Annotated in this window: 21 protein-coding genes; 10 read left to right on the forward strand and 11 right to left on the reverse strand. The window is 72.9% G+C overall.

Annotated features, from left to right (window positions below; translation table 11 throughout):
* Positions 1 to 178: 178 nt before the first annotated feature.
* Positions 179 to 1,375, reverse strand: a complete 1,197-nt coding sequence (dinB, locus tag FB470_RS22875) for a DNA polymerase IV (RefSeq protein ID WP_306994647.1) — start codon at positions 1,373 to 1,375, stop codon at positions 179 to 181.
* Positions 1,376 to 1,428: 53 nt separating this feature from the next.
* Between dinB and FB470_RS22880 the strand changes: the two genes are divergently transcribed.
* The 3 genes from FB470_RS22880 to trxA are packed head-to-tail and all read left to right on the forward strand — an operon-like array spanning position 1,429 to position 2,781.
* A complete protein-coding gene (locus FB470_RS22880; protein WP_306994649.1) occupies positions 1,429 to 2,010 on the forward strand; it encodes a DinB family protein in 582 nt (193 codons plus the stop codon).
* A gap of 28 nt (positions 2,011 to 2,038) precedes the next feature.
* Positions 2,039 to 2,437, forward strand: coding sequence for a MerR family transcriptional regulator (locus FB470_RS22885; protein WP_306994651.1), 399 nt, complete (start codon positions 2,039 to 2,041; stop codon positions 2,435 to 2,437).
* Entirely contained in the window at positions 2,434 to 2,781 is a 348-nt protein-coding gene (trxA, locus tag FB470_RS22890) for a thioredoxin (protein WP_306994653.1), read from the forward strand. Before FB470_RS22885 ends, trxA begins: the two co-directional genes overlap by 4 nt.
* 627 nt (positions 2,782 to 3,408) lie before the next feature.
* Here the strand turns inward: trxA and FB470_RS22900 are convergent.
* Complete coding sequence (locus FB470_RS22900) at positions 3,409 to 3,843, reverse strand: limonene-1,2-epoxide hydrolase family protein (protein ID WP_306994655.1); 435 nt, start codon at positions 3,841 to 3,843, stop codon at positions 3,409 to 3,411.
* A 29-nt stretch (positions 3,844 to 3,872) separates the two neighbouring features.
* Positions 3,873 to 4,805 carry a TauD/TfdA dioxygenase family protein gene (locus FB470_RS22905; protein ID WP_306994658.1) on the reverse strand — a complete coding sequence of 311 codons (933 nt, stop codon included), beginning with the start codon at positions 4,803 to 4,805 and terminating at the stop codon, positions 3,873 to 3,875.
* Positions 4,806 to 4,948: 143 nt separating this feature from the next.
* Here FB470_RS22905 and FB470_RS22910 point away from each other — a divergent pair, with 143 nt between their 5' ends.
* Together FB470_RS22910 and FB470_RS22915 are read left to right on the forward strand one after the other, a co-directional pair.
* Positions 4,949 to 6,607: an NAD(P)/FAD-dependent oxidoreductase gene (locus FB470_RS22910; protein ID WP_306994660.1), complete on the forward strand. Its 1,659-nt coding sequence runs from the start codon at positions 4,949 to 4,951 to the stop codon at positions 6,605 to 6,607.
* Complete coding sequence (locus FB470_RS22915; RefSeq protein ID WP_306994662.1) at positions 6,604 to 8,028, forward strand: ATP-binding protein; 1,425 nt, start codon at positions 6,604 to 6,606, stop codon at positions 8,026 to 8,028. The genes FB470_RS22910 and FB470_RS22915 overlap by 4 nt, the downstream gene beginning before the upstream one ends.
* A 630-nt stretch (positions 8,029 to 8,658) precedes the next feature.
* On the opposite strand, the gene FB470_RS22920 is transcribed toward FB470_RS22915, so the two are convergent.
* The 4 genes from FB470_RS22920 to FB470_RS22935 all read right to left on the reverse strand — a co-directional run bounded on the left by FB470_RS22920 (position 8,659) and on the right by FB470_RS22935 (position 13,164).
* Positions 8,659 to 9,288 carry an ATP-binding protein gene (locus FB470_RS22920; RefSeq protein ID WP_306994664.1) on the reverse strand — a complete coding sequence of 210 codons (630 nt, stop codon included), beginning with the start codon at positions 9,286 to 9,288 and terminating at the stop codon, positions 8,659 to 8,661.
* A gap of 84 nt (positions 9,289 to 9,372) precedes the next feature.
* Complete coding sequence (locus FB470_RS22925) at positions 9,373 to 11,523, reverse strand: SpoIIE family protein phosphatase (RefSeq protein WP_306994666.1); 2,151 nt, start codon at positions 11,521 to 11,523, stop codon at positions 9,373 to 9,375.
* A 94-nt stretch (positions 11,524 to 11,617) separates the two neighbouring features.
* Positions 11,618 to 12,652 (reverse strand): LCP family protein, encoded by a 1,035-nt coding sequence (locus tag FB470_RS22930; RefSeq protein WP_306994669.1) that lies wholly within the window; start codon positions 12,650 to 12,652, stop codon positions 11,618 to 11,620.
* Positions 12,649 to 13,164 carry a SigE family RNA polymerase sigma factor gene (locus tag FB470_RS22935; protein ID WP_306994671.1) on the reverse strand — a complete coding sequence of 172 codons (516 nt, stop codon included), beginning with the start codon at positions 13,162 to 13,164 and terminating at the stop codon, positions 12,649 to 12,651. The genes FB470_RS22930 and FB470_RS22935 overlap by 4 nt, the downstream gene beginning before the upstream one ends.
* A gap of 102 nt (positions 13,165 to 13,266) precedes the next feature.
* Here FB470_RS22935 and FB470_RS22940 point away from each other — a divergent pair, with 102 nt between their 5' ends.
* Entirely contained in the window at positions 13,267 to 14,031 is a 765-nt protein-coding gene (locus tag FB470_RS22940; protein WP_306994672.1) for a metallophosphoesterase, read from the forward strand.
* A gap of 18 nt (positions 14,032 to 14,049) precedes the next feature.
* Here FB470_RS22940 and FB470_RS22945 read toward each other — a convergent pair whose 3' ends face one another.
* A complete protein-coding gene (locus tag FB470_RS22945; protein ID WP_306994674.1) occupies positions 14,050 to 14,283 on the reverse strand; it encodes a hypothetical protein in 234 nt (77 codons plus the stop codon).
* 167 nt (positions 14,284 to 14,450) lie between these two features.
* Between FB470_RS22945 and FB470_RS22950 the strand changes: the two genes are divergently transcribed.
* The 3 genes from FB470_RS22950 to FB470_RS22960 are packed head-to-tail and all read left to right on the forward strand — an operon-like array spanning position 14,451 to position 17,972.
* Positions 14,451 to 16,688, forward strand: a complete 2,238-nt coding sequence (locus FB470_RS22950) for a xanthine dehydrogenase family protein molybdopterin-binding subunit (RefSeq protein WP_306994676.1) — start codon at positions 14,451 to 14,453, stop codon at positions 16,686 to 16,688.
* A 1-nt stretch (position 16,689) separates the two neighbouring features.
* Positions 16,690 to 17,160 carry a (2Fe-2S)-binding protein gene (locus tag FB470_RS22955; protein WP_306994678.1) on the forward strand — a complete coding sequence of 157 codons (471 nt, stop codon included), beginning with the start codon at positions 16,690 to 16,692 and terminating at the stop codon, positions 17,158 to 17,160.
* On the forward strand, positions 17,157 to 17,972 hold the full coding sequence (locus FB470_RS22960) for an FAD binding domain-containing protein (protein WP_306994680.1): 816 nt from the start codon (positions 17,157 to 17,159) through the stop codon (positions 17,970 to 17,972). The genes FB470_RS22955 and FB470_RS22960 overlap by 4 nt, the downstream gene beginning before the upstream one ends.
* Positions 17,973 to 18,039: 67 nt before the next feature.
* On the opposite strand, the gene rraA is transcribed toward FB470_RS22960, so the two are convergent.
* Together rraA and FB470_RS22970 are read right to left on the reverse strand one after the other, a co-directional pair.
* Complete coding sequence (gene rraA, locus FB470_RS22965; protein ID WP_370876534.1) at positions 18,040 to 18,513, reverse strand: ribonuclease E activity regulator RraA; 474 nt, start codon at positions 18,511 to 18,513, stop codon at positions 18,040 to 18,042.
* Complete coding sequence (locus tag FB470_RS22970; RefSeq protein WP_306994682.1) at positions 18,510 to 18,812, reverse strand: ArsR/SmtB family transcription factor; 303 nt, start codon at positions 18,810 to 18,812, stop codon at positions 18,510 to 18,512. The genes rraA and FB470_RS22970 overlap by 4 nt, the downstream gene beginning before the upstream one ends.
* A 47-nt stretch (positions 18,813 to 18,859) precedes the next feature.
* On the opposite strand from FB470_RS22970, the gene FB470_RS22975 reads away from it, so the two are divergent.
* Positions 18,860 to 19,459: an HAD family hydrolase gene (locus FB470_RS22975; protein WP_306994684.1), complete on the forward strand. Its 600-nt coding sequence runs from the start codon at positions 18,860 to 18,862 to the stop codon at positions 19,457 to 19,459.
* Here the strand turns inward: FB470_RS22975 and FB470_RS22980 are convergent.
* Positions 19,453 to 21,249: a sigma-54-dependent Fis family transcriptional regulator gene (locus tag FB470_RS22980; protein ID WP_306999438.1), complete on the reverse strand. Its 1,797-nt coding sequence runs from the start codon at positions 21,247 to 21,249 to the stop codon at positions 19,453 to 19,455. The genes FB470_RS22975 and FB470_RS22980 overlap by 7 nt on opposite strands.
* Between the last annotated feature and the right edge of the window lie 43 nt (positions 21,250 to 21,292).

A 21,292-nucleotide genomic window follows, 5' to 3' on the forward strand; every position in this document is an offset into this window, starting at 1 on the left:
GCGGACGGCCGGACGCGGGGTGGCGCCCGGGATGCGGGCTGGATGCTGGGAGCGAGGCCGGACGCGGGGTGGCGCTGGTGCCAGGTTCGGCGGTCGCTTCGGGCACCCGGACAGGGCCGGCGCACGCAGGTCGTGATCGGACAGTCACGGTGCGCCTTTTCGTCAAGGACGCTTCCTCCTAATCGGGCAGCAGGGGCACCGACGGACCGTCGTCCCGCCCGAGGAGCATCGCGCGCGTCACCGCGGACGAGCCGTAGCGGTCACGCACCCGGTCCAGCGCCGCGTCGAGGGCGTCCGGCGGGTGGGCGTCGAACGGCAGCTCCAGTTGGCGCGGCGTGTCGTTGTCCAGGTTGGACAGCGCGACCCCGATCAGCGTGATCCCCTGCGCGTGGATCATCGGCATGGCCGCGGCCAGCAGCCCGCGCGCGGTCGCCAGGATGTCCTCCGTGTGCGCCGTCGCGTGGGACACCGTCTGCGACCGCGTCGCCCGGCTGAAATCGGCGAACCGCAGTCGCAGCACCACCGTCCGGCACACGCGGTGCGCCGCGCGCAGCCGCCGGGCCAGCCGGTCGACCAGCGCGGCCAGGATCTCGTCCAGCTCCGCGGGGGAGCGCTGCCGTCGCCCCAGCGCCCGCTGCGCCCCCATCGACCGCCGCCGCCTGCCGACGACCACCGGCCGCGGATCGCGGTTGTGCGCGAGCGCGTACAGGTGCCGCCCGCTCGCCCGGCCGAGCAGCGCCACCAGCTCGGCCTCGCCCCGCTCGGCGACCTGGCCCACCGTCCTGATGCCGCGCGCGTTCAGCTTCTCGGCCGTCACAGTCCCCACGCCCCACAGCCGCTCGACCGGCAGCGGGTGCAGGAACTCCAGCTCGCGGTCGTGCGGGACGACGAGCAGCCCGTCCGGTTTCGCCACGCCGCTGGCGACCTTGGCGAGGAACTTCGTGCGCGCCACGCCGACCGTGATGGGCAGACCGACCTGTTCGACCACCGCGCGCCGCAGGCCGGCGGCGATCCGGCTCGGCGTGCCGGCGATCCGGGCCAGACCGCCGACGTCGAGGAACGCCTCGTCGATGGACAGCCCCTCGACGACCGGCGTGGTCTGCTCGAACACGGCGAACACCGCCTTGCTGGCGGTGCTGTAGGCCGACATCCGCGGCGGCACCACGACGGCCGACGGGCACAGCCGCAGCGCCTGCGCGCAGCCCATCGCGGTGCGGACGCCGCGCGCCTTGGCCTCGTAGCTCGCCGCCAGCACCACACCCCCGCCGACGATGACCGGCCGCCCGCGCAACGACGGGTCGTCACGCTGCTCGACCGACGCGTAGAACGCGTCCAGGTCGGCGTGCAGGATCGGGCCCTCGTTCGTCACGAACACATGTTCGCACCCGCCTCCGACATTTTCCGGATCCGCGACGGCGGTGGAAGGCTGTGCGCATGGACGATCCGAAGGCCGACCTGCACCGCTACCTGCAGACCGCGCGCGACGCGATGCTGTGGAAGCTCGAGGGGCTGTCCGAATACGACCTGCGCCGCCCGATGACGCCGACAGGCACGAACCTGCTCGGGCTGGTCAAGCACCTCATCGGCTGCGAGATCGGCTACTTCGGCGCGACCTTCGGCCGGCCGTTCGGGCGCGAGCTGCCCTGGCTGTCGGAGACCGAGCCGAACGCCGACATGTGGGCGCGGCCGGACGAGTCCAGCGCGGAGATCGTCGCCCTCTACCGCCAGGCCTGTGCGCACGCAGACGCCACCATCGACGCCCTGGCCCTGGACGCGGTCGGGCACATCCCGGCGTGGGACGGCGGCACCGAGGTCACCCTCCACCGGATCCTGGTGCACATGACCGCCGAGACCCACCGCCACGCCGGGCACGCCGACATCGTGCGCGAGCTCGTCGACGGCGCCGCCGGCCTGCGCCGCGACCACGGCAACCTGCCCGACGCCGGCGAGCAGTGGTGGGCGGACTACCGGGACCGGCTCGAGCGGGTCGCCCGCGAATCCTTGCCTTGACGTCAGCGTCAAGCTTTACGCTCGCCGGATGCGAATCGGCGAGCTGGCGGAGCGGGCCGGGACGACCACGCGGGCGTTGCGGTTCTACGAGTCACAGGGGCTGCTGTCCGCCCGGCGGGCGGCCAACGGCTACCGCGAGTACGGCGAGGAGGACTTCCGGCTGGTCCGGGAGATCCAGGCGCTGCAGGCGGTCGGGTTCAGCCTCGACGACACGCGTCCGTTCGTCGACTGCCTGCGCGCCGGCCACCGGACCGGCGACTCGTGCGCGGACTCGATCGAGGTGTACGAGCGCAAGCTCGCCGAGGTCGAGGCCTGCCTGGACCGGCTGCGGGCCGTGCGCGACGACCTGCGCGCCAAGCTCACCGAGGCGCTGGACCGAGAACCCGGCCCGTGCCGGGTCACCACCGCGTTCGAGGAGCCCAGATGACGTCCACGCACCTTCCCGGCGAACTGCTCGCCGTCACCGACGAGACCTTCGAGGCGGAGGTGCTGCGCCACGACGGACCCGTGCTCGTCGACTTCTGGGCGCAGTGGTGCCCGCCGTGCCACATGATCGCGCCGGTGCTCGCGCAGATCGCCGAGGAGCGGGCCGGCAGCCTGACCATCCGCAAGATCAACTCCGACGAGAACCCCCGCACCGCGCGGGACCACCAGGTGATGTCGCTGCCCACGCTGATCCTGTTCGACGGCGGGCGGCCGGTCGCGCAGTGGGTGGGGGCGCGGCCCAAGGCCCGCCTGCTCGCCGACCTCGACGCCGCGCTGGAGGCGTAGGGCGTGTCTGGCAACGCGTTTGTCCAGGTGATGGCGTCGACGATGAGGATGGCGGCGCGGTAGACGGTGGCGAGTTGGTCGTAGCGGGTGGGATGCCGCGCGATTGTTTGAGCTGGATGAAGCTGCGTTCGATGGCGTTGCGGCCGCGGTAGTCCCCGCAGGTGGGCCATGAGCGGTGTGAACATCGGCGGGTCCCCCGCTTGCCCGGCGGTCAGCAGCGTGACCAGCGGGCGGCCGTCGCCGTCGGCCAGACGGTGGATCTGGGTGGTAGGGCCGCCGCGGGAGCGGCCGATGGCGTGATCAGGCGGCTCGATCCCGGGTCCGGACCTGGCATCGCCGCCTGGCGCGAGAGGGCACCTGGGACGTGGTGCTGCAGCGGTTGCTCGCGACGGCTGACGCGGCCGGGCAAACGGCCGCCCGGGTATCCCGTGGGCGCCGGCAACACGTCCTTGATCAACGCCCGCTGCTCATCCGCGAGCAACTCACACCGCGACACGACCAGCAGCATCCCAAAAACCAGCCACGACCTTCTATCAGACACGGCCTAGGGGCGACGCCGTTTAGTCCACTTCGGACGCCGGGGCGTGCCCGGCGTCCGGTTCGCGACCGTGCCCGGGACGGCCGGCGTCAGTCCCGCAGGCGCGCACGAGCGAGCAGCGTGGACGCGCCGGTGACGACGGCCTTCCCGGCGCCGCGCACGCTCGAGGCGAGGAACGTGGCCCAGTCGAAGTAGTCCCGCCACAGCACGATCCCGCCCTCGCGCACCTCGAAGGTGCCGCAGACCCAGAACCGCGCGTCCCAGGCGCCCGCACGCAGCACGTCGGTGCGCTCGGTCAGCACGATCGGGCCGTCGGCGGCGATGTGGTGCACCCGCGCCTCGAACCCGATGCGGTAGCGGGTGAGCAGCCGCAACTGCTTCTCCACGGCCGCGATCCCGCGCGCCGGGGGGAGCGGCACGTTCTGGTACACGACACCGGGGTCGACGAAGGTCAGCGCGCCTTCGACGTCGCCGCGCTCGAGGGCCGTCAGGAACGAGGTCACCGTGCTCTTCGGGTCCGCCATGGGATCAGGCTAGTGGCGGGAGGTGCTCGTCAGAAGGGACGATCACCGGCGATCGCGACGCGTTCGGCGACGCGGACGTGCGGGTGGTAGTCGTTGACGGCGTAGTGCTGGGTGGCGCGGTTGTCCCAGAACGCCACGGAGCCGGGCCGCCAGGTGAACCGCACCTGGTACTCCGGAACGTGCGCCTGCGCGAACAGCAACCGCAGCAGGCGGTCGCTTTCGTCGCGGTCCAGGCCGGTGATGTGCGTGGTGAAGGCCTGGTTGACGAACAGGGTGCGGCGCCCGGTCTCCGGGTGCACACGCACCACCGGGTGCTCGACCGGCGGGAAGCGGTCCTGCAGGCGGGCCAGCAGGTCGTGGCCGGCGAAGCGGGCGAAACCGGGGACGAAGTCGTGCACCGCGCGACGGCCGTCGATCCGTTCCCGCACGTCGGCCGGCAGGTTGTCGTAGGCGGCGGCCATGTCGGCCCACAGGGTGTCGCCGCCCAGCGGTGGCACCTCGACCAGGCGCAGCACCGAGCCGAGCGCGGGCGCCGGGCGCCACGTCACGTCGGTGTGCCAGATGTTTTCGAAGCCGGGCACCCCGGCGCCGCGCGCGAACCGGACCACCTCGGCGGAGTCGCCGGCGGGCAGGAACGGGTTGGTCTCCAGCGGGCCCCAGTTCCGCGCGAACGCCCGCTGCTGCGCGGAATCGATGTCCTGGTCGCGGAAGAAGAGCACCTTCCACTCCAGCAGCGCGCGGTTCAGTTCGTCGCGCAGCGCGGGGGTGAGGGGCCGTCCGAGGTCCACGCCCTCGATCTCGGCGCCGATCACCCGTCCCAGCGGGCGCACGTGGAACATCTCGTAGGGGCGCGAGTGGGCATTCTCGTGCAGGCGCGACAGGAGACGCGGGCCTTCGAGGATGCCGCCGGCCGGAACCCGGGCCGGACGGAGTCGGACGCGTTCGGGCAGCTCAACGGGCATTTCGCGGACCTCCCGGGAAGACCTGGCGGACTCCCGGATGATCACCAGGCGTGCCTGGACGCGGCAAGGCACGTCCAGCATGTGGTCCTCTCGTGCGGGAAAGGACTGACCCCGCTACCGCCTCAGGCCGTAGGGTTTGGGTCGTGAGCCTGCCCATCCTCATGACCGTCGACGACGATCCGTCCGTGTCCCGGTCGGTCGCCCGTGACCTCCGCCGTCGTTACGGCCAGGATTACCGCGTCGTGCGCGCCGCCTCCGGCGCGGACGCGCTCGACGCGCTGCGCGAGATCAAGCTGCGCGGTGACGCGGTCGCCGCGATCCTCGCCGACTACCGCATGCCGCACATGGACGGCATCACGTTCCTGGAACAGGCGATGGACCTGTTCCCGTCGGCGCGGCGAGCGCTGCTGACCGCCTACGCCGACACCGACGCGGCCATCCAGGCGATCAACGTCGTCGACGTCGACCACTACCTGCTCAAGCCGTGGGACCCGCCGGAGGAGAAGCTCTACCCGGTGGTCGACGCGCTCGTGGAGGCCTGGCGCGCGGCCGGTGAGCGCCCGGTCGAGGAGACGAAGGTGATCGGGCACCGGTGGTCCTCGCCGTCCTACAAGGTGCGGGACTTCCTGGCCCGCAACTCCGTGCCCTACCGCTGGTACTCCGTCGACGAGCCGGAGGCCTGCCGCCTGCTCGAGGCGGCGGAGTGCGCGGCCGAGGACATCCCGGTGCTGATCACGCCGGACGGCACCGTGCTGCGGAAACCGCAGGGCGAGCAGATCGCCGACGCGGTCGGCCTGTCCACCCGCCCGGCGTCGGAGTTCTACGACCTGGTGGTCGTCGGTGGCGGCCCGGCGGGGCTGGGCGCGGCGGTCTACGGCGCGTCGGAGGGGCTGCGCACGGTCCTGGTCGAGCGGCGGGCCACCGGGGGACAGGCCGGGCAGAGCTCGCGGATCGAGAACTACCTCGGCTTCCCGGACGGCGTGTCCGGGGCGCAGCTGACCGACCGGGCCCGGCGCCAGGCCCAGAAGTTCGGCGCCGAGGTGCTGACCACGCGGGACGTCACCGGCCTGGAAGCGCGCGGTTCGGCGCGGGTGGTGAAGTTCGGCGACGGCAGTGAGATCGCCGCGCACGCCGTCGTCCTCGCGACCGGTGTGTCCTACCGGGCGCTGGAGGCCGAGGGGGTGGCCGAACTGACCGGGCGCGGCGTGTTCTACGGCTCGGCGTCCACCGAGGCTCCGGAGTGCGCCGGCGAGCACGTCTACATCGTCGGCGGTGCGAACTCCGCCGGGCAGGCCGCGGTGTTCTTCGCCCGCTACGCCAAGGAGGTCTCGATCCTGGTGCGCGGCGCATCGCTGCAGGCGTCGATGTCGCACTACCTGATCGAGCAGATCGAGGGCATCGACAACATCCACGTCCGCACCCGCACCACCGTGGTGCGCGCGCACGGCACGGACCACCTCGAAGAGCTGACGTTGTGCGACCAGGAGCGGGGTGTCACCGAGACCGTGCCCACCGGGCACCTGTTCGTGTTCATCGGCGCGGCCCCGCGGACGGAGTGGCTCGGTGACGACGTGCTGCGCGACGAGCACGGGTTCGTGTGCACGGGGCCGGACCTGGTCGTGGAGGGCAAACGACCACCGGGGTGGACGCTCGACCGCGATCCGCACCACCTGGAGTCGTCGATCCCGGGCGTGTTCGTGGCCGGGGACGTGCGGTCCCAGTCGGTGAAGCGGGTGGCGTCCGCGGTCGGCGAGGGCGCGATGGCGGTCACGCTCGTGCACCGGTACCTGGAGGCACGATGAGCGAGCCCCAGCTGACCCGAGAGTTCCTGCGCGAGCTGTTCCTGTTCACCAGCCTGGAGGACGCCCAGCTCGACTGGATCCTGGACCACGCCAAGATCGAGCACTACCCGGCCGGCACCGCGATCATCAGCGAGGGCGATCCGGCGACCTGCTTCTACGTGCTGCTGTCGGGTGCGCTGCGGATGACGCGGCTGGTGGGCGGCAGCGAGGTGGAGACCGTCCGGTCCGATCAGCGCGGCGCCTATTGCGGGGCGACGCAGTTCTTCTACGGGCAACAGGAGCAGGTCTACGGCGCATCGGTGTACGCGGTCACCGAGCTGACGTTCCTCACGTTGCCCGCGAAGGAGTTCGCCGAGAAGTTCCGCAGCTGGTTCCCGATGGCGACGCACCTGCTGGAGGGTTCCTACCTGGGCTGGCGCAACTCGGACGCGCTGATCGGGCAGCGGCGGCGGTTGCTGGCGCTGGGGGAGATGTCCGCGGGGCTGACCCACGAGCTGAACAACCCGGCGGCCGCGGCGGTGCGGGCCACCGCGGCGTTGCGGGAGCGGGTCGCCGGAATGCGGCACAAGCTGGCGATACTGGCGAAGCGGGACATCGAGCCCGATCTGCTGGAGTTGCTGCTGGAGGTGCAGGAGCGGCTGGTCAAGCAGGTGGCCGACGCGCCACCGCTGACGGCGATGCAGCAGGCCGACCGCGAGGACGAGATCGGTGACTGGCTCGAGGAGCGCGACATCGAGCAGGGCTGGGATCTGGCCCCGATCTTCGTGGCGGCGGGACTGACCGCGGACAGCCTCGACCACGTCCTCGAGTCGGTGGGCGACGGGCTGCTGGACGGGGCCCTGCGGTGGCTGGCGTACGCGCTGGAGACCGAGATGCTGATGGGGGAGATCGAGGACTCGACGACGCGGATTTCGGCGCTGGTGGGTGCGGCGAAGCAGTACTCGCAGATGGACCGGGCGCCGCACCAGTGGATCGACGTGCACGACGGTCTGGATTCGACGCTGGTGATGCTCGCCGGGAAGATCGGCACCGGGGTGGAGGTGGTGAAGGAGTACGACCGCGGCCTGCCGACGGTCCCGGCGTACGCGGGCGAGCTGAACCAGGTGTGGACGAACATCATCGACAACGCCGTGAGCGCGATGGGTGGCACGGGCACGCTGACACTGCGCACTTTCCGCGAGGGCGACCGGGTGGTGGTCGAGATCGGCGACACCGGGCCGGGCATCTCGGCGGAGACCAAGCAGCGGATCTTCGAACCGTTCTTCACGACGAAGCCCGTCGGCGAGGGGACGGGGCTCGGGCTGGACATCTCGTGGCGCATCGTGGTGGACCGCCACCGCGGCGACCTGCGAGTGGAGTCGGAACCGGGGAACACGCGGTTCCGGGTCTACCTGCCGACGACGGAGCAAGCCTCCGAGTAACGCAGACGCGCTTCTGGGGTGGCGTACGTACCCCGTGGGGGGAGCAAGCGTCCGCGTAACGCCGGCGCCCTTCTGGGGCGGCGCACGTACCCCGTTGGCCGAGCGGCGGCCATCGGTGGGGCTGCTCCAGCCCGTCCAGTGCCAAGGGGAGCCCGTCGCCCGGCCGGCGCCTTCCGGCGGCGCCCACCAGCGCCTACCGGGCGGGCGCCCGAGGCGCCCGCGGCGCAGCTGTCCTCGCGGCGGTCGGTGGGAGCGGCATGCGCGGTGCGGCTGCGGCGCCTGCGGCGCGGTGCACCTCCGGCGGGTTGCTGTGCGGGCGCGGTCCGCCTGGTGTGCGGTGGCGCCTGCGGCGGGTGCGCCTGGTGCGCGGTGGCGCCTGCGGCGGGTGCGCCTGGTGCGCCGTGCGTTTGCCGCGGGGTGGGCCTTGCGCCTGCGCCACGGTGCCTGCACCGCGGTGCCTGATGCGCGATGTGCCTGCTGCGCCCCGCGGTGCTTGCTGCGCGCTGCACCTGCTCGCCTGCTGTGCCGTGCACGTGCTGCCCGGTGCGCCTGCGGCGCCCTGCTCCGCCACTTGCGCTCCTACGGCGCGCACCCGGCCGCCGGAGCTGCGTCGGCTACTGGGCTGCCTGGCTACTGGAGGCGCGCTGGCTGGAGTTGCCTTCCGGCACCTGGGCCGCCCGCTGCCCGCGCGCCCGCGCCCTCCGCCTGGGCGGCGCGCGCGTCGGCCGAGACTGGGGCCGTGCCCCTTCCGGCCGCCGCCGTAGCTACCTCCGCCGGAACCGGCGCCATGCCCCTTCCGGCCGCCGAGGGCTCCGTGGCCACCTCCACCTCCACCGCCGCCGGCGCGGTGGCCACCTCCACCGAAACCGGCGCCGGCCAGCGCATCTGCACCGTGGTGCCCCGGGGGCCGGGGGAGATTTCCGCGTGCTCGGCCAGTGCGTGGATCAGCGGCAGGCCCCGGCCGTGCAGGGGGCCGGGCTCCGCGGCCGGCTCGCGCCAGTTGCCCTGGTCGCTCACGGTCACCCGCACCGCGTCCCGGCGCAGCTCCGCGGACAGCTCCAGCGGCCCCTCCTCGCGCACGGGGTAGGCGTGGGTCACCACGTTGATCATCGCCTCGTACGCCGCCAGCACCATCGCGTCCGCGGTGTCCTCCGGCAGCGCCACGGCGTGCGCCCAGCGGGTGAGTTCGTGTCGCAGGCTCGTCGCGTTGTGCGACCGGGCCGGCACCAGGTGGTGCAGGCGTTGATCTCCGGCGTCCATCGAAGTCCCCCTCGGCGTGTGCTCCGTCGCACCGGGATTACCCACCGTGCACGGGTTACACACCTGCTGGTCGCCGGATCCGGGTCAACCGGTCGTGAGCTCGGCCCACACGACCTTGCCGTCCGGGGTCGTGCGCGTCCCCCACCTCGTCGCGGCCTCCTCGACCACCTGCAGCCCACGGTGCTCGATCCCGCCGGTCGCCAGGATGTGCGGCAGGGCGCCCGCGCGGTCCGCGACGTCCACCGTCAACCGCTCCCCGTCGTGGTACAGCCGCAGCGTCAGCGGCGCCGACGCGTGCTTCAGCGCGTTCGTCACCAGCTCGGCCGCCACCTTCGCGGCGCCCTCGGCCACCTCGTCCAGGCCCCACCCGGCTAGCCGCCCCACCACGAACTCCCGCACGGCCGCGACATCCACCTGCCGCGTCAACGCCATCGACGCCACCCGCCGGTGCGCGCCGCGGTGGTCGACGTACAGCAGCGCCACGTCGTCGTCGTGACGCCCGCCCGTCAGCTGCGCGATCAGCGCATCGCAGCCGGCGTCGAGATCACCGTCCGCGGGCAGCGCCCGCAGCCCGGCCAGCAACTCGTCGATCCCGGCGCCCAGCTCGCGCGTCCGGCTCTCCACCAGCCCGTCGGTGTACAGCACGAGCCGCATCCCGGGCGGGAACGGCACCTGCTCCTGCGGGTACTGCTCGCCGACCCCCAGCGGCATGCCCAGCGCCTCGGCGATCTGCCGTGTCGACCCGCCGGCGTCGATCAGCACCGCGGGCAGGTGCCCGGCGTTGGCGTAGGTGAGCGAGTCGTCGATCGGGTCGTGCACCGCGTACAGGCAGGTGATGAACTTGGCGCCGGGCGTCGACCGCGCCAGCTGCGACACGTTGTGCAGCACATCGGACGGCGGCAGGTCCACCAGCGCGTACGACCGGATCGCGGTGCGCATCTGGCCCATCACCGCGGCCGCCGGCACCCCGCGCCCCACCACGTCGCCGACCACGAACGCGGTCCGCCCGCCGGGCAGCTGGATCACGTCGAACCAGTCGCCGCCCACCTCCGACCCCGCCGCGGCCGGCAGGTAACGCGACACGATCCGCAGGCCCGGGATGTCCGGCACCGCGGGCAGCATGCTGCGCGCCAGCTCCGTCGCCATCGACCGGTGCCGCGCGAACATCCGCGCGTTGTCCAGCGCGACGGCCGCGTACCCGGCGATCCCGGCCGCGATCTGCTCGTGCCGCACGGTGAACCGCCCCGGCTCGGGGTGGGCGAAGAAGAACCCGCCCAGCACCTCGCGCGTCGTCGGCGTGATCACCGGGACGGCCAGGTAGCTGCGCACCGGCAGGTGACCCTCCGGCATGCCGAAGTGCGGCGCGTTGTGCCCGTAACGCGGATCCTCGGTGATGTCGTCACTGCGCACGATGCCGCTGCCGTTGAACGTCGGCGCGAACACGCCCGTGTTGCGCGGCATCGGGAAGCCGTCGAAGGTCTCCTTCGGGATCCCGGACAACGTGTAGAGCGTGTAGGACTCGCCGAACTCGTCGATCAGGTTGTAGAAGAACGCCCCGAACGCGGCCGCGGTGCCGCGGGTGGCCGCGTCGGTGGCCTCCTGGACGAGGGTGTCGATGTCGAGCTGGGCGGTCAGCCGTAGGCCGATCGCCTGGAGCATGTCGACCAGTTCCGCCTCGGCGCCCACCCGGTCGACGGCCCGTTCGAGCGCCGCGCCCTGCACCCGCGCGACGTCCTCCAGCATCGCGAGGTAGTCGCGCAGCGCTTCCTCGCGTTCGGCGGCTGTCCCGCGGGACAGCAGCCCCGCCCGCACGCTCACGGCGATCGCGCGGGCGGTCCGCTCCGGCAAGCCGGCCGGATCGCGCAGCGCGATCCAGAACGACCGTCCACCGGACAGCGGGCCGCCGAAGGCCAGCACCCCGGCCGAACGGGCCACCGGGAACCGCTCCGCAGGCGGCCGCGGGCCGATCACCCCGTCCAGCGCGGCGCCGGCCGGCGGATCACCGGCCGAAGCGACCAGCACCGGCGACCCGTCCTCGTCCACTGTGTACAGCTCGGCCGCGGCGGCGAACCCGTCCCGCAACCGGCGGACGACGGCCTGCGCGGCGGTGGCGAGGTCGGGCGCGTGTTCGGCTTCGGCGCGCAGCGCCGCGGCGACCCGGACGGTGTCCGACAAGCCGAAGACCGGGGGTTCGTGCGCCCCCGCTTCCCCGTGGTCGGCCTGCCGCCCGGTCATCGGTCCGCGCTCCCCTCACGTCGGCGGCTGCCAGCCTAACCCTCGTGACACCGGCGTGACGCGGTTTCGGCCGGATACGACACCGATCCGCTGCTCAGTTCACACATTCCCCCGCCGGCGCCGGGCCTGTCGCGGGCAGGTCCGCCACGAACGTGCGCACCTGGCCGGGATCGAGGCCGAGGGTGCCGGTCCGTTCGTCGTCGGCGACGGGCACGGTCGCGATCCGCAGCCCGGCGGGCCGGGTCGTGCGCAGGAGAGCGGCGAACCCGGGCAGGTCCCAGCCCGGATCGGTCCGGACGGACCGGCCGACGGCGTGGATCAGCGCGGTCACCGACGCGGGGTCGGCGAGCAGGTTCCCGGTGAGCACCTCCTCCGCCGCCGAGCGCAGGAACGCCTGCAGCCGCACGATCCGGTCCAGGTCCCCGTTGGGCAGGCCGAAGCGTTGCCGCAGGAAGTCCGGCGCCGTCGTCGCGGTCAGGACCTGCCGCCCCGCCGGGAAGGACGCGCCGGTGCGCGGGTCGTGGGAGGCGGCGCGCAGGCACACCGGCACACCGTGGAGCGCTTGCGCGAGCGCGCCGAACCCGGACATGCCCACCAGCGCGTAGTGGTCGATGGGCGTGCCGGTCAGCTGCTGCACGGTGTCGACGAGCGTGCGGGCCCCGGCCTCGGTGGCGCTCGCCTCGTCCTGGCCCCGTTCGCGGGCGGCCGCCTTGGCGCCGGCGTAGGCGGAGTTCAGCCTGCCCTCGCCGAACCCGGGGATGGCCACCCAGGAGTCGCGGGGGATCGAGGCGAGCGCGGCGGTGCCGTCCGGGCGGAACCGGCCGAGCACCACCGAATCGGCCTGGTCGTGGTCGTCGAGGCCGGCCAGCAGGACGGTCTGGCCCGCGGCGGGCGGCGTGCCGACCACGGGTTCGGTGCGCTGGAGCACCTTCGGCACCAGGACGGCGGCGACGGCCACGACGACCACCGCCGCGGCGGCCACGACCAGAACCGGGGTCCGGGCGCGGCGCGGCTGCGCGCGGCGGCGCTCGAGTTCGGCCAGGACGGCCCGCGGGTCCGGGCGCCGGTCCGCTTCGACGGCCAGGGCGGCGCGGATCAGCTGTTCGGTGCTCGGGCGTTCGGGGGTCATGACAGTGCCTCCGTGACGGACACGCGACGGCTGCGCTCGGCGGTGCGCAGTGTGCTCAGGGCGCGGGAGATGTGGCTGCGGACGGTGCCCGCCGAGCAGCCGAGCACCTCGGCGATCTCGGCGTCGGTGCAGTCGGAGTAGAAGCGGAGCACGATCGCGGCGCGCTGCTTGCGCGGCAGGGCGGCGATCCGCGAGCGCATGGCGTCGCGTTCGGCGAAGTGCTCGGCGGGGTCGGCGACGGGGGTCGCGAGGGCGTCGAGCGTGCTGTGCGCGGCGGCCACGTTGCGGGAGGACCGCAGGCGCCGCCACGACAGGTACTCGTTGGTGATCATCTTGCGCACGTAGCTCTCGGGGGCGGCCAGCCCGGCGATGCGGGACCAGCGGTGCTGGGCGCGCAGCAGCGTCTCCTGCACGACGTCCTGCGCGAGATGCGGATCGCAGGTCAGCGCCGTGGCGTAGCGGAGCAGGCGGTCGAGGCGTTCGGCCACGAAGTCGTCGAAGCGGTCCCGCACCGGCGCTCCTTTCGGTCTGTCGGGTGTGCGTCCTCAACGCTGCGGGACCCCCCGGTTGTTGAATCCGATCCGGAAATCGTCCCAGCCGGTTAGGGTCGGGCCATGTTGCTCCTCGCGCACCTGTCGGACATCCACCTCGACGGTGGCGAACGCAACGCCGGGCGCGCGGCGCGGATCGTGCGCTACCTGGCCGACTTGCCGCGGCCGGTGGACGCCGTGCTGGTCACCGGCGACCTGGCCGACCACGGCTCGCCGCAGGAGTACGGCGAGGTCGCGACGCTGCTGGCCGGGCTGCCCTACCCGGTGTTCCACTGCCCCGGCAACCACGACGCGCGGCCCGCCTACCGGGAGGCGCTGCTCGGCGAGGCGCCGTCGGACGCGCCGGTCAACCAGGCCCGCCACGCCGGCGGTGCGGTGTTCGCGCTGTGCGACAGCAGCATTCCCGGCAGCGGCGCCGGACACCTGGCCGACGAGACGCTGGACTGGCTGGACGGCGTGCTGGCCGAGGAGGCGGGGCGGCCCGCGTTCGTGGCCTTCCACCACCCGCCGGTGGTGCTGCACCACCCGCTGCTCGACGAGATCCGGCAACGGCAGGCGGAGCGGCTCGCCGAGGTCGTCGGCCGCCACCCGGACGTGGTGGCCCTGTTCTGCGGGCACGCCCACACCCCGTCGGTGAGCACCTTCGCCGGGCGGCCGCTCGTGGTGGCGCCCGGAGTGGTGTCGACGCTGTCCCTGCCGTGGGAGCCGGGCGGCGAGGTGGGCTGGGCGGACGGCGGCCCGCTCGACCACGACCGGCCACCGGCGCTGGCGTTCCACGTGGTCGACGACGACCGGCGGCTCACCACGCACTTCCGGCTCTGCCCGTAGCCCGGAACTCCTTGGCGGCTAACGGGTTTCCACGCGGTCAGGCGCCCGATGCGGGCCCGGGCACCAGCCGGAGCGGGTCGTGCTGCGGCGTCCGCTCGGCGGGACGACCGATCCGTGCAGCTCGCCGTCGGCGGCCCAGTGCAGGAACTCCTCTTCCCAGGGCCGGTTCTCCAGGTCGCGGCGCTCGGCGAGCTCCACCTGCGTCTCGGCGAACTCGCGCAGCGCGGTGAGGATCCGGCTCAACAAGCGCATGGCCCGATCGTGCTCCGGCTCACCAGCCCGGACGAGTGGCAGTACTGCTTGTGTTCGACAAAATTCTGCCATTGACGGCTTTCGCCGCGCGAAAGGACTGCACCCGGGGGTGACTTCGGCCGCCCGTGAAGGCATGATCGCGGAGTATCCGTAGTGGGAGGCCAGTTTTGAGCATCGTCGGCACCAGGGTGGTCCGCGTCGAGGACCACCAGCTGATCACGCAGGGCGGGACCTACGTCGAGGATCTGCGGGTGGAGGCGCTGACCGGGGCGGTGCACGCCATGTTCGTGCGCAGCCCGGTCGCGCACGCCCGCGTCACCGTCGACGCGTCCGCCGCGCTCGAGGCGCCGGGGGTCGTCGCGGTCTACACGGCCGCCGACCTCGACCTCGCGCCGCACAAGGCAGGACCGGTCGTCGAGCCGTGGCTGGCCGACGGTGTGGTCCGCTACGTGGGCGAGCCGGTCGCGCTCGTGCTCACCGAGGAGCGCTACCAGCTCGCGGACGCCGCCGAGCTGGTCGACGTCGACTACGACCCGCTCGACGTGGTCGCGAGCATCGACGCCGCGCTGTCCGACGAAACGGTGCTGTTCCCCGACCAGGGCACCAACACGCTGCAGACCACCGGCGGCGAGTTCGACGACAAGGCGTTCGACGACTGCGAGGTCGTGGTCACGAAGACGATCCTCAACCAGCGGGTCGCCCCGGCGCCGCTGGAAGTGCGTGGCGCGGCCTGCGCGTGGGGCGACGACGGCAGGCTGACGCTGTGGTTGTCCACGCAGAACGCGCAGATCTCGCGCGCCACCGTGGCGAAGGGGCTCGGCGTCGACGCCAAGGACGTCCGGGTGATCACGCCCGACGTCGGCGGCGGGTTCGGTGCGAAGATCGGCACCGACCCGGAGTCGGTGGTGCTGGGCTGGGCGTCGAAGCGGTCCGGCCGGCCGATCCGCTGGGTGGAGACCCGCAGCGAGAACCTGGTCGCGATGACGCACGGGCGGGCGCAGCAGAACACCGTCACCATCGGCGGGCGCCGCGACGGCACCGTGCTCGCGTTCCGGCTGGAGGTCGTGCAGGACGCCGGCGCCTACCCGCGCACGATGTTCCTGCCGACGCTGACCGAGCTGATGGCCACCGGCGTCTACCACTTCCCGAAGGTGGAGACGAGCAGCCGCGCGGTCGTCACCAACACGACGCCGATCGCGGCCTACCGGGGCGCGGGCCGCCCGGAGGCGACCGCCGCGATCGAGCGCGCGATGGACCTCTTCGCCGCCGAGATCGGCGTGGACCCGGCCGAGGTCCGGCGGATCAACTTCATCCGGCCGGAGGAGTTCCCGTACACCTCGCCGACCGGCGCCAGCTACGACACCGGCGAGTACGCCAAGGCGCTGGACAAGGTCCTGGAGGCGGGCGGGTACGCCGGCCTGCGCGCGGAGCAGGCCCGGCGCCGCGAATCCGGTGACCCGGTCGCGCTCGGCCTCGGGATCGCCACCTACGTCGAGATCACCGGCGGCGACTCGGGCGGCGAGAGCGGGCGCCTGCTGATCAACCCCGACGGCTCGGTCACCGCCTACACCGGCTCCTCGCCGCACGGCCAGGGCCTGGACACCACGCTGACCATGCTGCTGTCCGACCAGCTCGGCGTGCCGATGGAGCGGATCACCGTCCGGCACGGCGACACCGACGAGGTGCCCCGCGCGATCGGCACGTTCGGGTCGCGCTCGCTGCAGCTGGGCGGGTCCGCGCTGCGCCAGGCCGCCGACCAGGTCATCGACCAGGCCCGTGCGCTGGCGGCCGACCGGCTGGAGGCGAGCCCGGACGACGTCGAGCTCGTCGACGGCGCCTTCCAGGTGCGGGGCGCGCCCGCGAGCGGGTCGGTCACCTGGGCGCAGCTGGCCGAGGAGGCCGAGCTGACCGCGGACGTGTGGTTCGGCGACGGCAGCCCGACCTTCCCCTTCGGCGCGCACCTCGCCGTCGTGGAGGTCGACACGCTCACCGGGAAGGTCGTGCTGAAGCGGATCATCGCGTGCGACGACGCCGGCCCCATCGTCAACCCGCTCGCCTTCCAGGGGCAGCGGCACGGCGGGCTCGGCCAGGGCGCGGCACAGGCGCTGCTGGAGGTCATGAACTACGACGCCGACGGCAACCCGACGACGGCGACCCTGGCGGACTACTCGTTCGTCACCGCACCCGAGCTGCCCGACTTCGAGCTGGTCGACTCCGAGACCCCGACGACCCGGAACCTGCTGGGTGTCAAGGGGATCGGCGAGGCCGCCACGATCGGCTCGACGCCCGCGGTGCACAACGCGGTGGTCGACGCGCTGTCCCACCTGGGCGTGCGTCATCTCGACATGCCCACCACCCCGCTGCGGGTGTGGCAGGCGCTCACCGAAGCGAGGAAGGCGAACTGACGTGAAGGTCTCCATCGAGATCAACGGCACGACGGTCTCCGAGGAGGTCGAGGACCGGACCCTGCTGGTCCACTTCGTGCGTGAGCAGGCCGGGCTGACGGCCACGAACATCGGGTGCGACACCACGTCGTGCGGCGCGTGCACCGTCCTGCTGGACGGCGAGTCCGTCAAGTCGTGCACGGTGCTGGCCGCGCAGGCCGACGGGCACCGGGTGACGACGCTGGAGGGCCTGCGCGGCGAGGGCGGCGACCTGCACCCGGTGCAGCGCGCGTTCCGCGAGGAGCACGGTCTGCAGTGCGGGTTCTGCACACCCGGCATGATCATGGCTTCGGTGTCGCTGCTGGACCACAACCCGAAGCCGACGCGCCAGGAGGTGCGTGACGGGCTGGAGGGCAACCTGTGCCGCTGCACGGGTTACCACAACATCGTCAACGCCGTGATGAACGCGTCCGGTCAGGAGGTGCAGCGGTGATCCCCGCCCGGTTCACCTACCGGCGCGTGTCCTCTGTGGACGAGGCGCTGGCCGCGGTCGCCGAGCACGGTGACGACGCCAAGCTGCTGGCCGGCGGGCAGTCGCTGTTGCCGTTGATGAAACTGCGGTTCGCCGCGCCGGAGCTGCTGATCGACCTCGGGCCGCTGGACGAGCTGCGGTACGTGCGGCGGGAGGGCGACGAGATCGCGGTCGGGGCCATGACGCGCTACCACGACCTGCACCACGACGCGGTGCTGGCCGAGCACGCGCCCCTGCTCGCGCACGTCGCCGGATCGGTGGGCGATCAGCAGGTGCGCCACCGCGGCACCATCGGCGGCTCGCTCGTGCACGCGGATCCGGCGGCGGACCTGCCCGCGGCGGTCCTGGCCGTGGACGGCGTGCTCGTCGCGCGGGGCCCGGACGGTGAGCGCCGGATTCCCGCGGCGGAGTTCTTCCAGGGCCCGTTCGAGACGCCGCTGGCGCCGGAGGAGCTGCTGACCGAGGTCCGCGTGCCGGTGCAGGACGGCGCCGGGTGGGGGTTCGAGAAGTTCACGCGCCGGGCGATCGACTGGGCCATCGTCGGCGTCGTGGTCGCCGGGCGGGCCGTGTCCCTGATCAACATGGGCGGCACGCCGCTGCGGGCGTCCGCTGTCGAGGCGGCTCTCGCCGAGGGGGCCTCGGCCGCCGAGGCCGCCGCACTGGCCGCGGAGGGAACCTCACCGGCGGACGAGGCGCACGCCACGAGCGAGTACCGGGAGCACCTGGCCCGCGTGCTGACCGAGCGGGCCCTGGTGTCGGCCGGGGTGTCGTAGCGGGCTTCGCCGCGCGCGGCCGGCCGGGCGTGTCAAGGCTGTCGCCCAGCCTTGACACGCCTGCCGGCTACGAAGCCGCCAGCAGAACAACGCCGTCGTCATCGGCGTACAGCAGATCCCCGGGCCGGAAAGTCACCCCGCCGAAGCCCACCGGCACGTCCACCGAACCGTCCCCGGCCTTGCTGCTCTTCCGGGGGTTCGTCCCCAGCGCCTTGATCCCGATCGGCAGTCCGGCGAGCACCGCCGAATCGCGCACCGCGCCGTTGATCACCAGCCCGGCCCACCCGTTGTCCACCGCGGACCGGGCGATGATGTCGCCCGTCAGGGCCGTGTGCAGTGACCCGCGCCCGTCGACCACCAGCACCGCGCCGTCACCGGGCGTGGCGAGCAGCTGCTTGACCAGGCCGTTGTCCTGGAAACACGAAACGGTCCGCACGCGCCCGGAAAAGACGCGAGTCGCCCCGAACTGGCGGAACTGCGTGTCGCACACCCGCAGCTGGTCGCCGTGCTCGTCGACCAGGTCGGCAGTGGAGAAGGTCACCCGGATCGCCTTTCGTCGTGGTGGGCCCGGCGGATCGAGTCCAGCAGGCCGGGGAACCGCGCGGTGATCTCGTTCCGGCGCAGGCGCACGAAACTGCCGTTGCCGGCGTCGCGCTGCCGGATCAGACCGGCCTGCCGCAGCACCCGCCAGTGGTGGGTGCGCGTCGACTTCGCCAGTGGCAGGTCGAACGACGCGCACGCGTGCTCGCCGTCGGGCCGGTCCAGCAGGTCGACCACCACCCCGCGCCGATGCGGATCGGCCAGGGCGGACAGCACCGCGCCCAGATCGAGGTCGTCCATCGCGATCCCCTTGTCGTAGGTACGACGGTGATAGTACCTTGCCGGACATGCTGCTCGTCTTCGACATCAACGAAACCCTCCTCGACCTCGCGCCGCTGGACGACGTGCTCGGCGGCACCGAGGTCCGCACCCGCTGGTTCGACCTGCTCATCCACACCGCGCTGGTGGTCACCGCGAGCGACCGGTACGAGGACTTCGCCAAGCTCGCCGGGGCCTGCGCCCGCACCGTCGCCCCCGGGGCCGACGTGCCCCAGCTCGCCGAAGCCCTGCGTTCGCTGCCGCCGCACCCGGACGTCGTGCCCGCCCTGGACGAGCTGCGCGACCAGGGGCACCGGCTGGTCGCACTGGGCAACTCGCCGCAGGCCGTGGTCGAGGCGCAGGTCGCCGACCTCGGGTTCGACGCCGTCTACTCGGCGGAGGCGGCGGGTGCGCTCAAGCCGTCCCCGGCGGCGTACGCGCTGGTCGAGCACAGCGGGGAACCGCCGGTGATGATCGCCGCGCACGACTGGGACATCGCCGGCGCCCAGGCCGCCGGGATGCGCACGGCGTTCGTCACCCGGGACGGCCGCAACCCGCTCCCGGGTCACCCGAGTCCGGATTGGACGGTGACCGACCTGGCCGAGTGGGCGCGCTCGCTGCGTCAGTGAACCGGCGTGACGATGCCGTACTCGTGGATCTTGCGGTAGATCGTCGCGCGGGAGATGCCCAGCAGCTGGGCCGCGCGGACCTTGTTGCCGTCGGCCTCCTCGAGGCTGCGCACGATCGCGTCGCGCTCGACGGCCTCGAACCGGTTCAGCTGGCGGCGGGTGAGCGTGTGGTACTCGGCGGGCAGGTCGGTCGGGCGGATGGTGCCGGTGCGGCGGCGTTGCGTGACCTCGCGCAGCACCTGGTACAGCTGGGCGGTGTTGCCCGGCCACGGCGCGCGCATCAGCAGGTGCATCGCCGCGGGTGAGCAGGTGATCTCCCCGCCGTGCGACAGCCTGCTCAGGAACAGCGGCACCAGCTCGGCCAGGTCTTCCACGTGCCGCCGCAGCGACGGGACGCCGATGGTGCGGGGGAAGAACGCGAGCAGGTCCGCCAGCCGCGGGCTGGTCTCGGCCTCCGGGGTGAGCGTCAGCGCGATCCACGGCCCGTCCGGCCGCGGCACCTCGCGCAGCACTTCCACCAGCGCGGCCACGTCGTGGTCGCCGAGGCGGTCGGCGTGCCGGATCACGAGGGTGTCCACGGGGTCGTCGAGCAGTTCGCGCCGCAGGTCGGCGGCCCACGTCGGTCCGGCGTCGGCGGCGTCCAGGGTGTGCAGGCGCCCGGCCGGGTTGCGCCGCCGGTGCACGCCCTGGGCGAGCGTGTACTTCCCGACGCCCGGCTCGCCGGCCAGGACGATCCACTCGCCGCGGCAGTAGCTGGTGTCGACGGCCTGGCTGCTGCGCGTCCACTGCGACGCCGACCCGGCCACCCCGGGCAGGAACATCGGCACGACCGGCAGCGCCGCGCCCTCCTCGTCGTCGGTCTCGATGAGCTTGACCGTCAGCACCCCGCCGGCGATCTCGCCGGCCCGCTCACCGGGCACGCGGCGGCAGTACATCCGCACCCGGCTGCCGCTGGACAGCACGATCGTCTCGGTGGCGCGCCGGTTCGACGACAGCACCTGCGTCGCGTGCCCCAGCACGAGCGCCTGGTCGGCCGGATCCAGGAGGTGGCGGGCGGCGTCGTTGACCATCACGACGTCGTCGTTGAACGCGATCACGATCCCGGAGGTCCGCCGGCACGCCTGCAGGTAGGACTGGAACAGCACCAGCTCGCGCATGTTGCTGTGCGTCAGCAGCGCCTGCCGGATCTGCTCGGCCGTGGTGCGGGCGAGCGCGACCAGCAGGCCGCCGGCGTCCTTGCGCCAGCACGTCAGGTCGACCGCGCCGATGGTCTTGCCGGAGATGGGGTGGTGGATCGGCACACCGGCGCACGCGAGGTTCTCCAGGTTCTCCGCGTAGTGCTCGTGCCCGAACACCTGGGTGGGCCGGCCGTCGGCGAGCGCGGTGCCGATGCCGTTGGTGCCGACGAACCGTTCGCCGTAGCTGAACCCCGGCGCCAGTTCGACGCTCTGCAGGTGCCGGTGCAGGTCGTGGTCGCCGGTGCGCTGGCTCAGCACGACGCCGGTCTGGTCGGTGAGGATCATGCTGATGGGCTGGCCCTCGAGCTGGTCGCCGAGGCGTTCCAGCACCGGTTTCGCGCCGCGGATCAACGGCGTGTCGAGGTCCTGGTCGCCGGCGTAGGGCAGGTCGATCCGGTCGGCGGGCACCCGGAACTCGCGGGATCGCCACCACGACGCGAGGATCGCCTCGCGCACCTGCCCGGGTTCGACGGATTCCGAGGTCAGGAACCGGATCCGGGTACGCGCGAGACCGTCGTCGTCGGCCAGAACCTGAGTCCGGTCGCCGTCCACGATGACCTCCCGCCGCCTGCCCAGCGCGATACCGGGCACCGCC

Source organism: Amycolatopsis thermophila (assembly GCF_030814215.1).
Taxonomy (GTDB): domain Bacteria; phylum Actinomycetota; class Actinomycetes; order Mycobacteriales; family Pseudonocardiaceae; genus Amycolatopsis_E; species Amycolatopsis_E thermophila.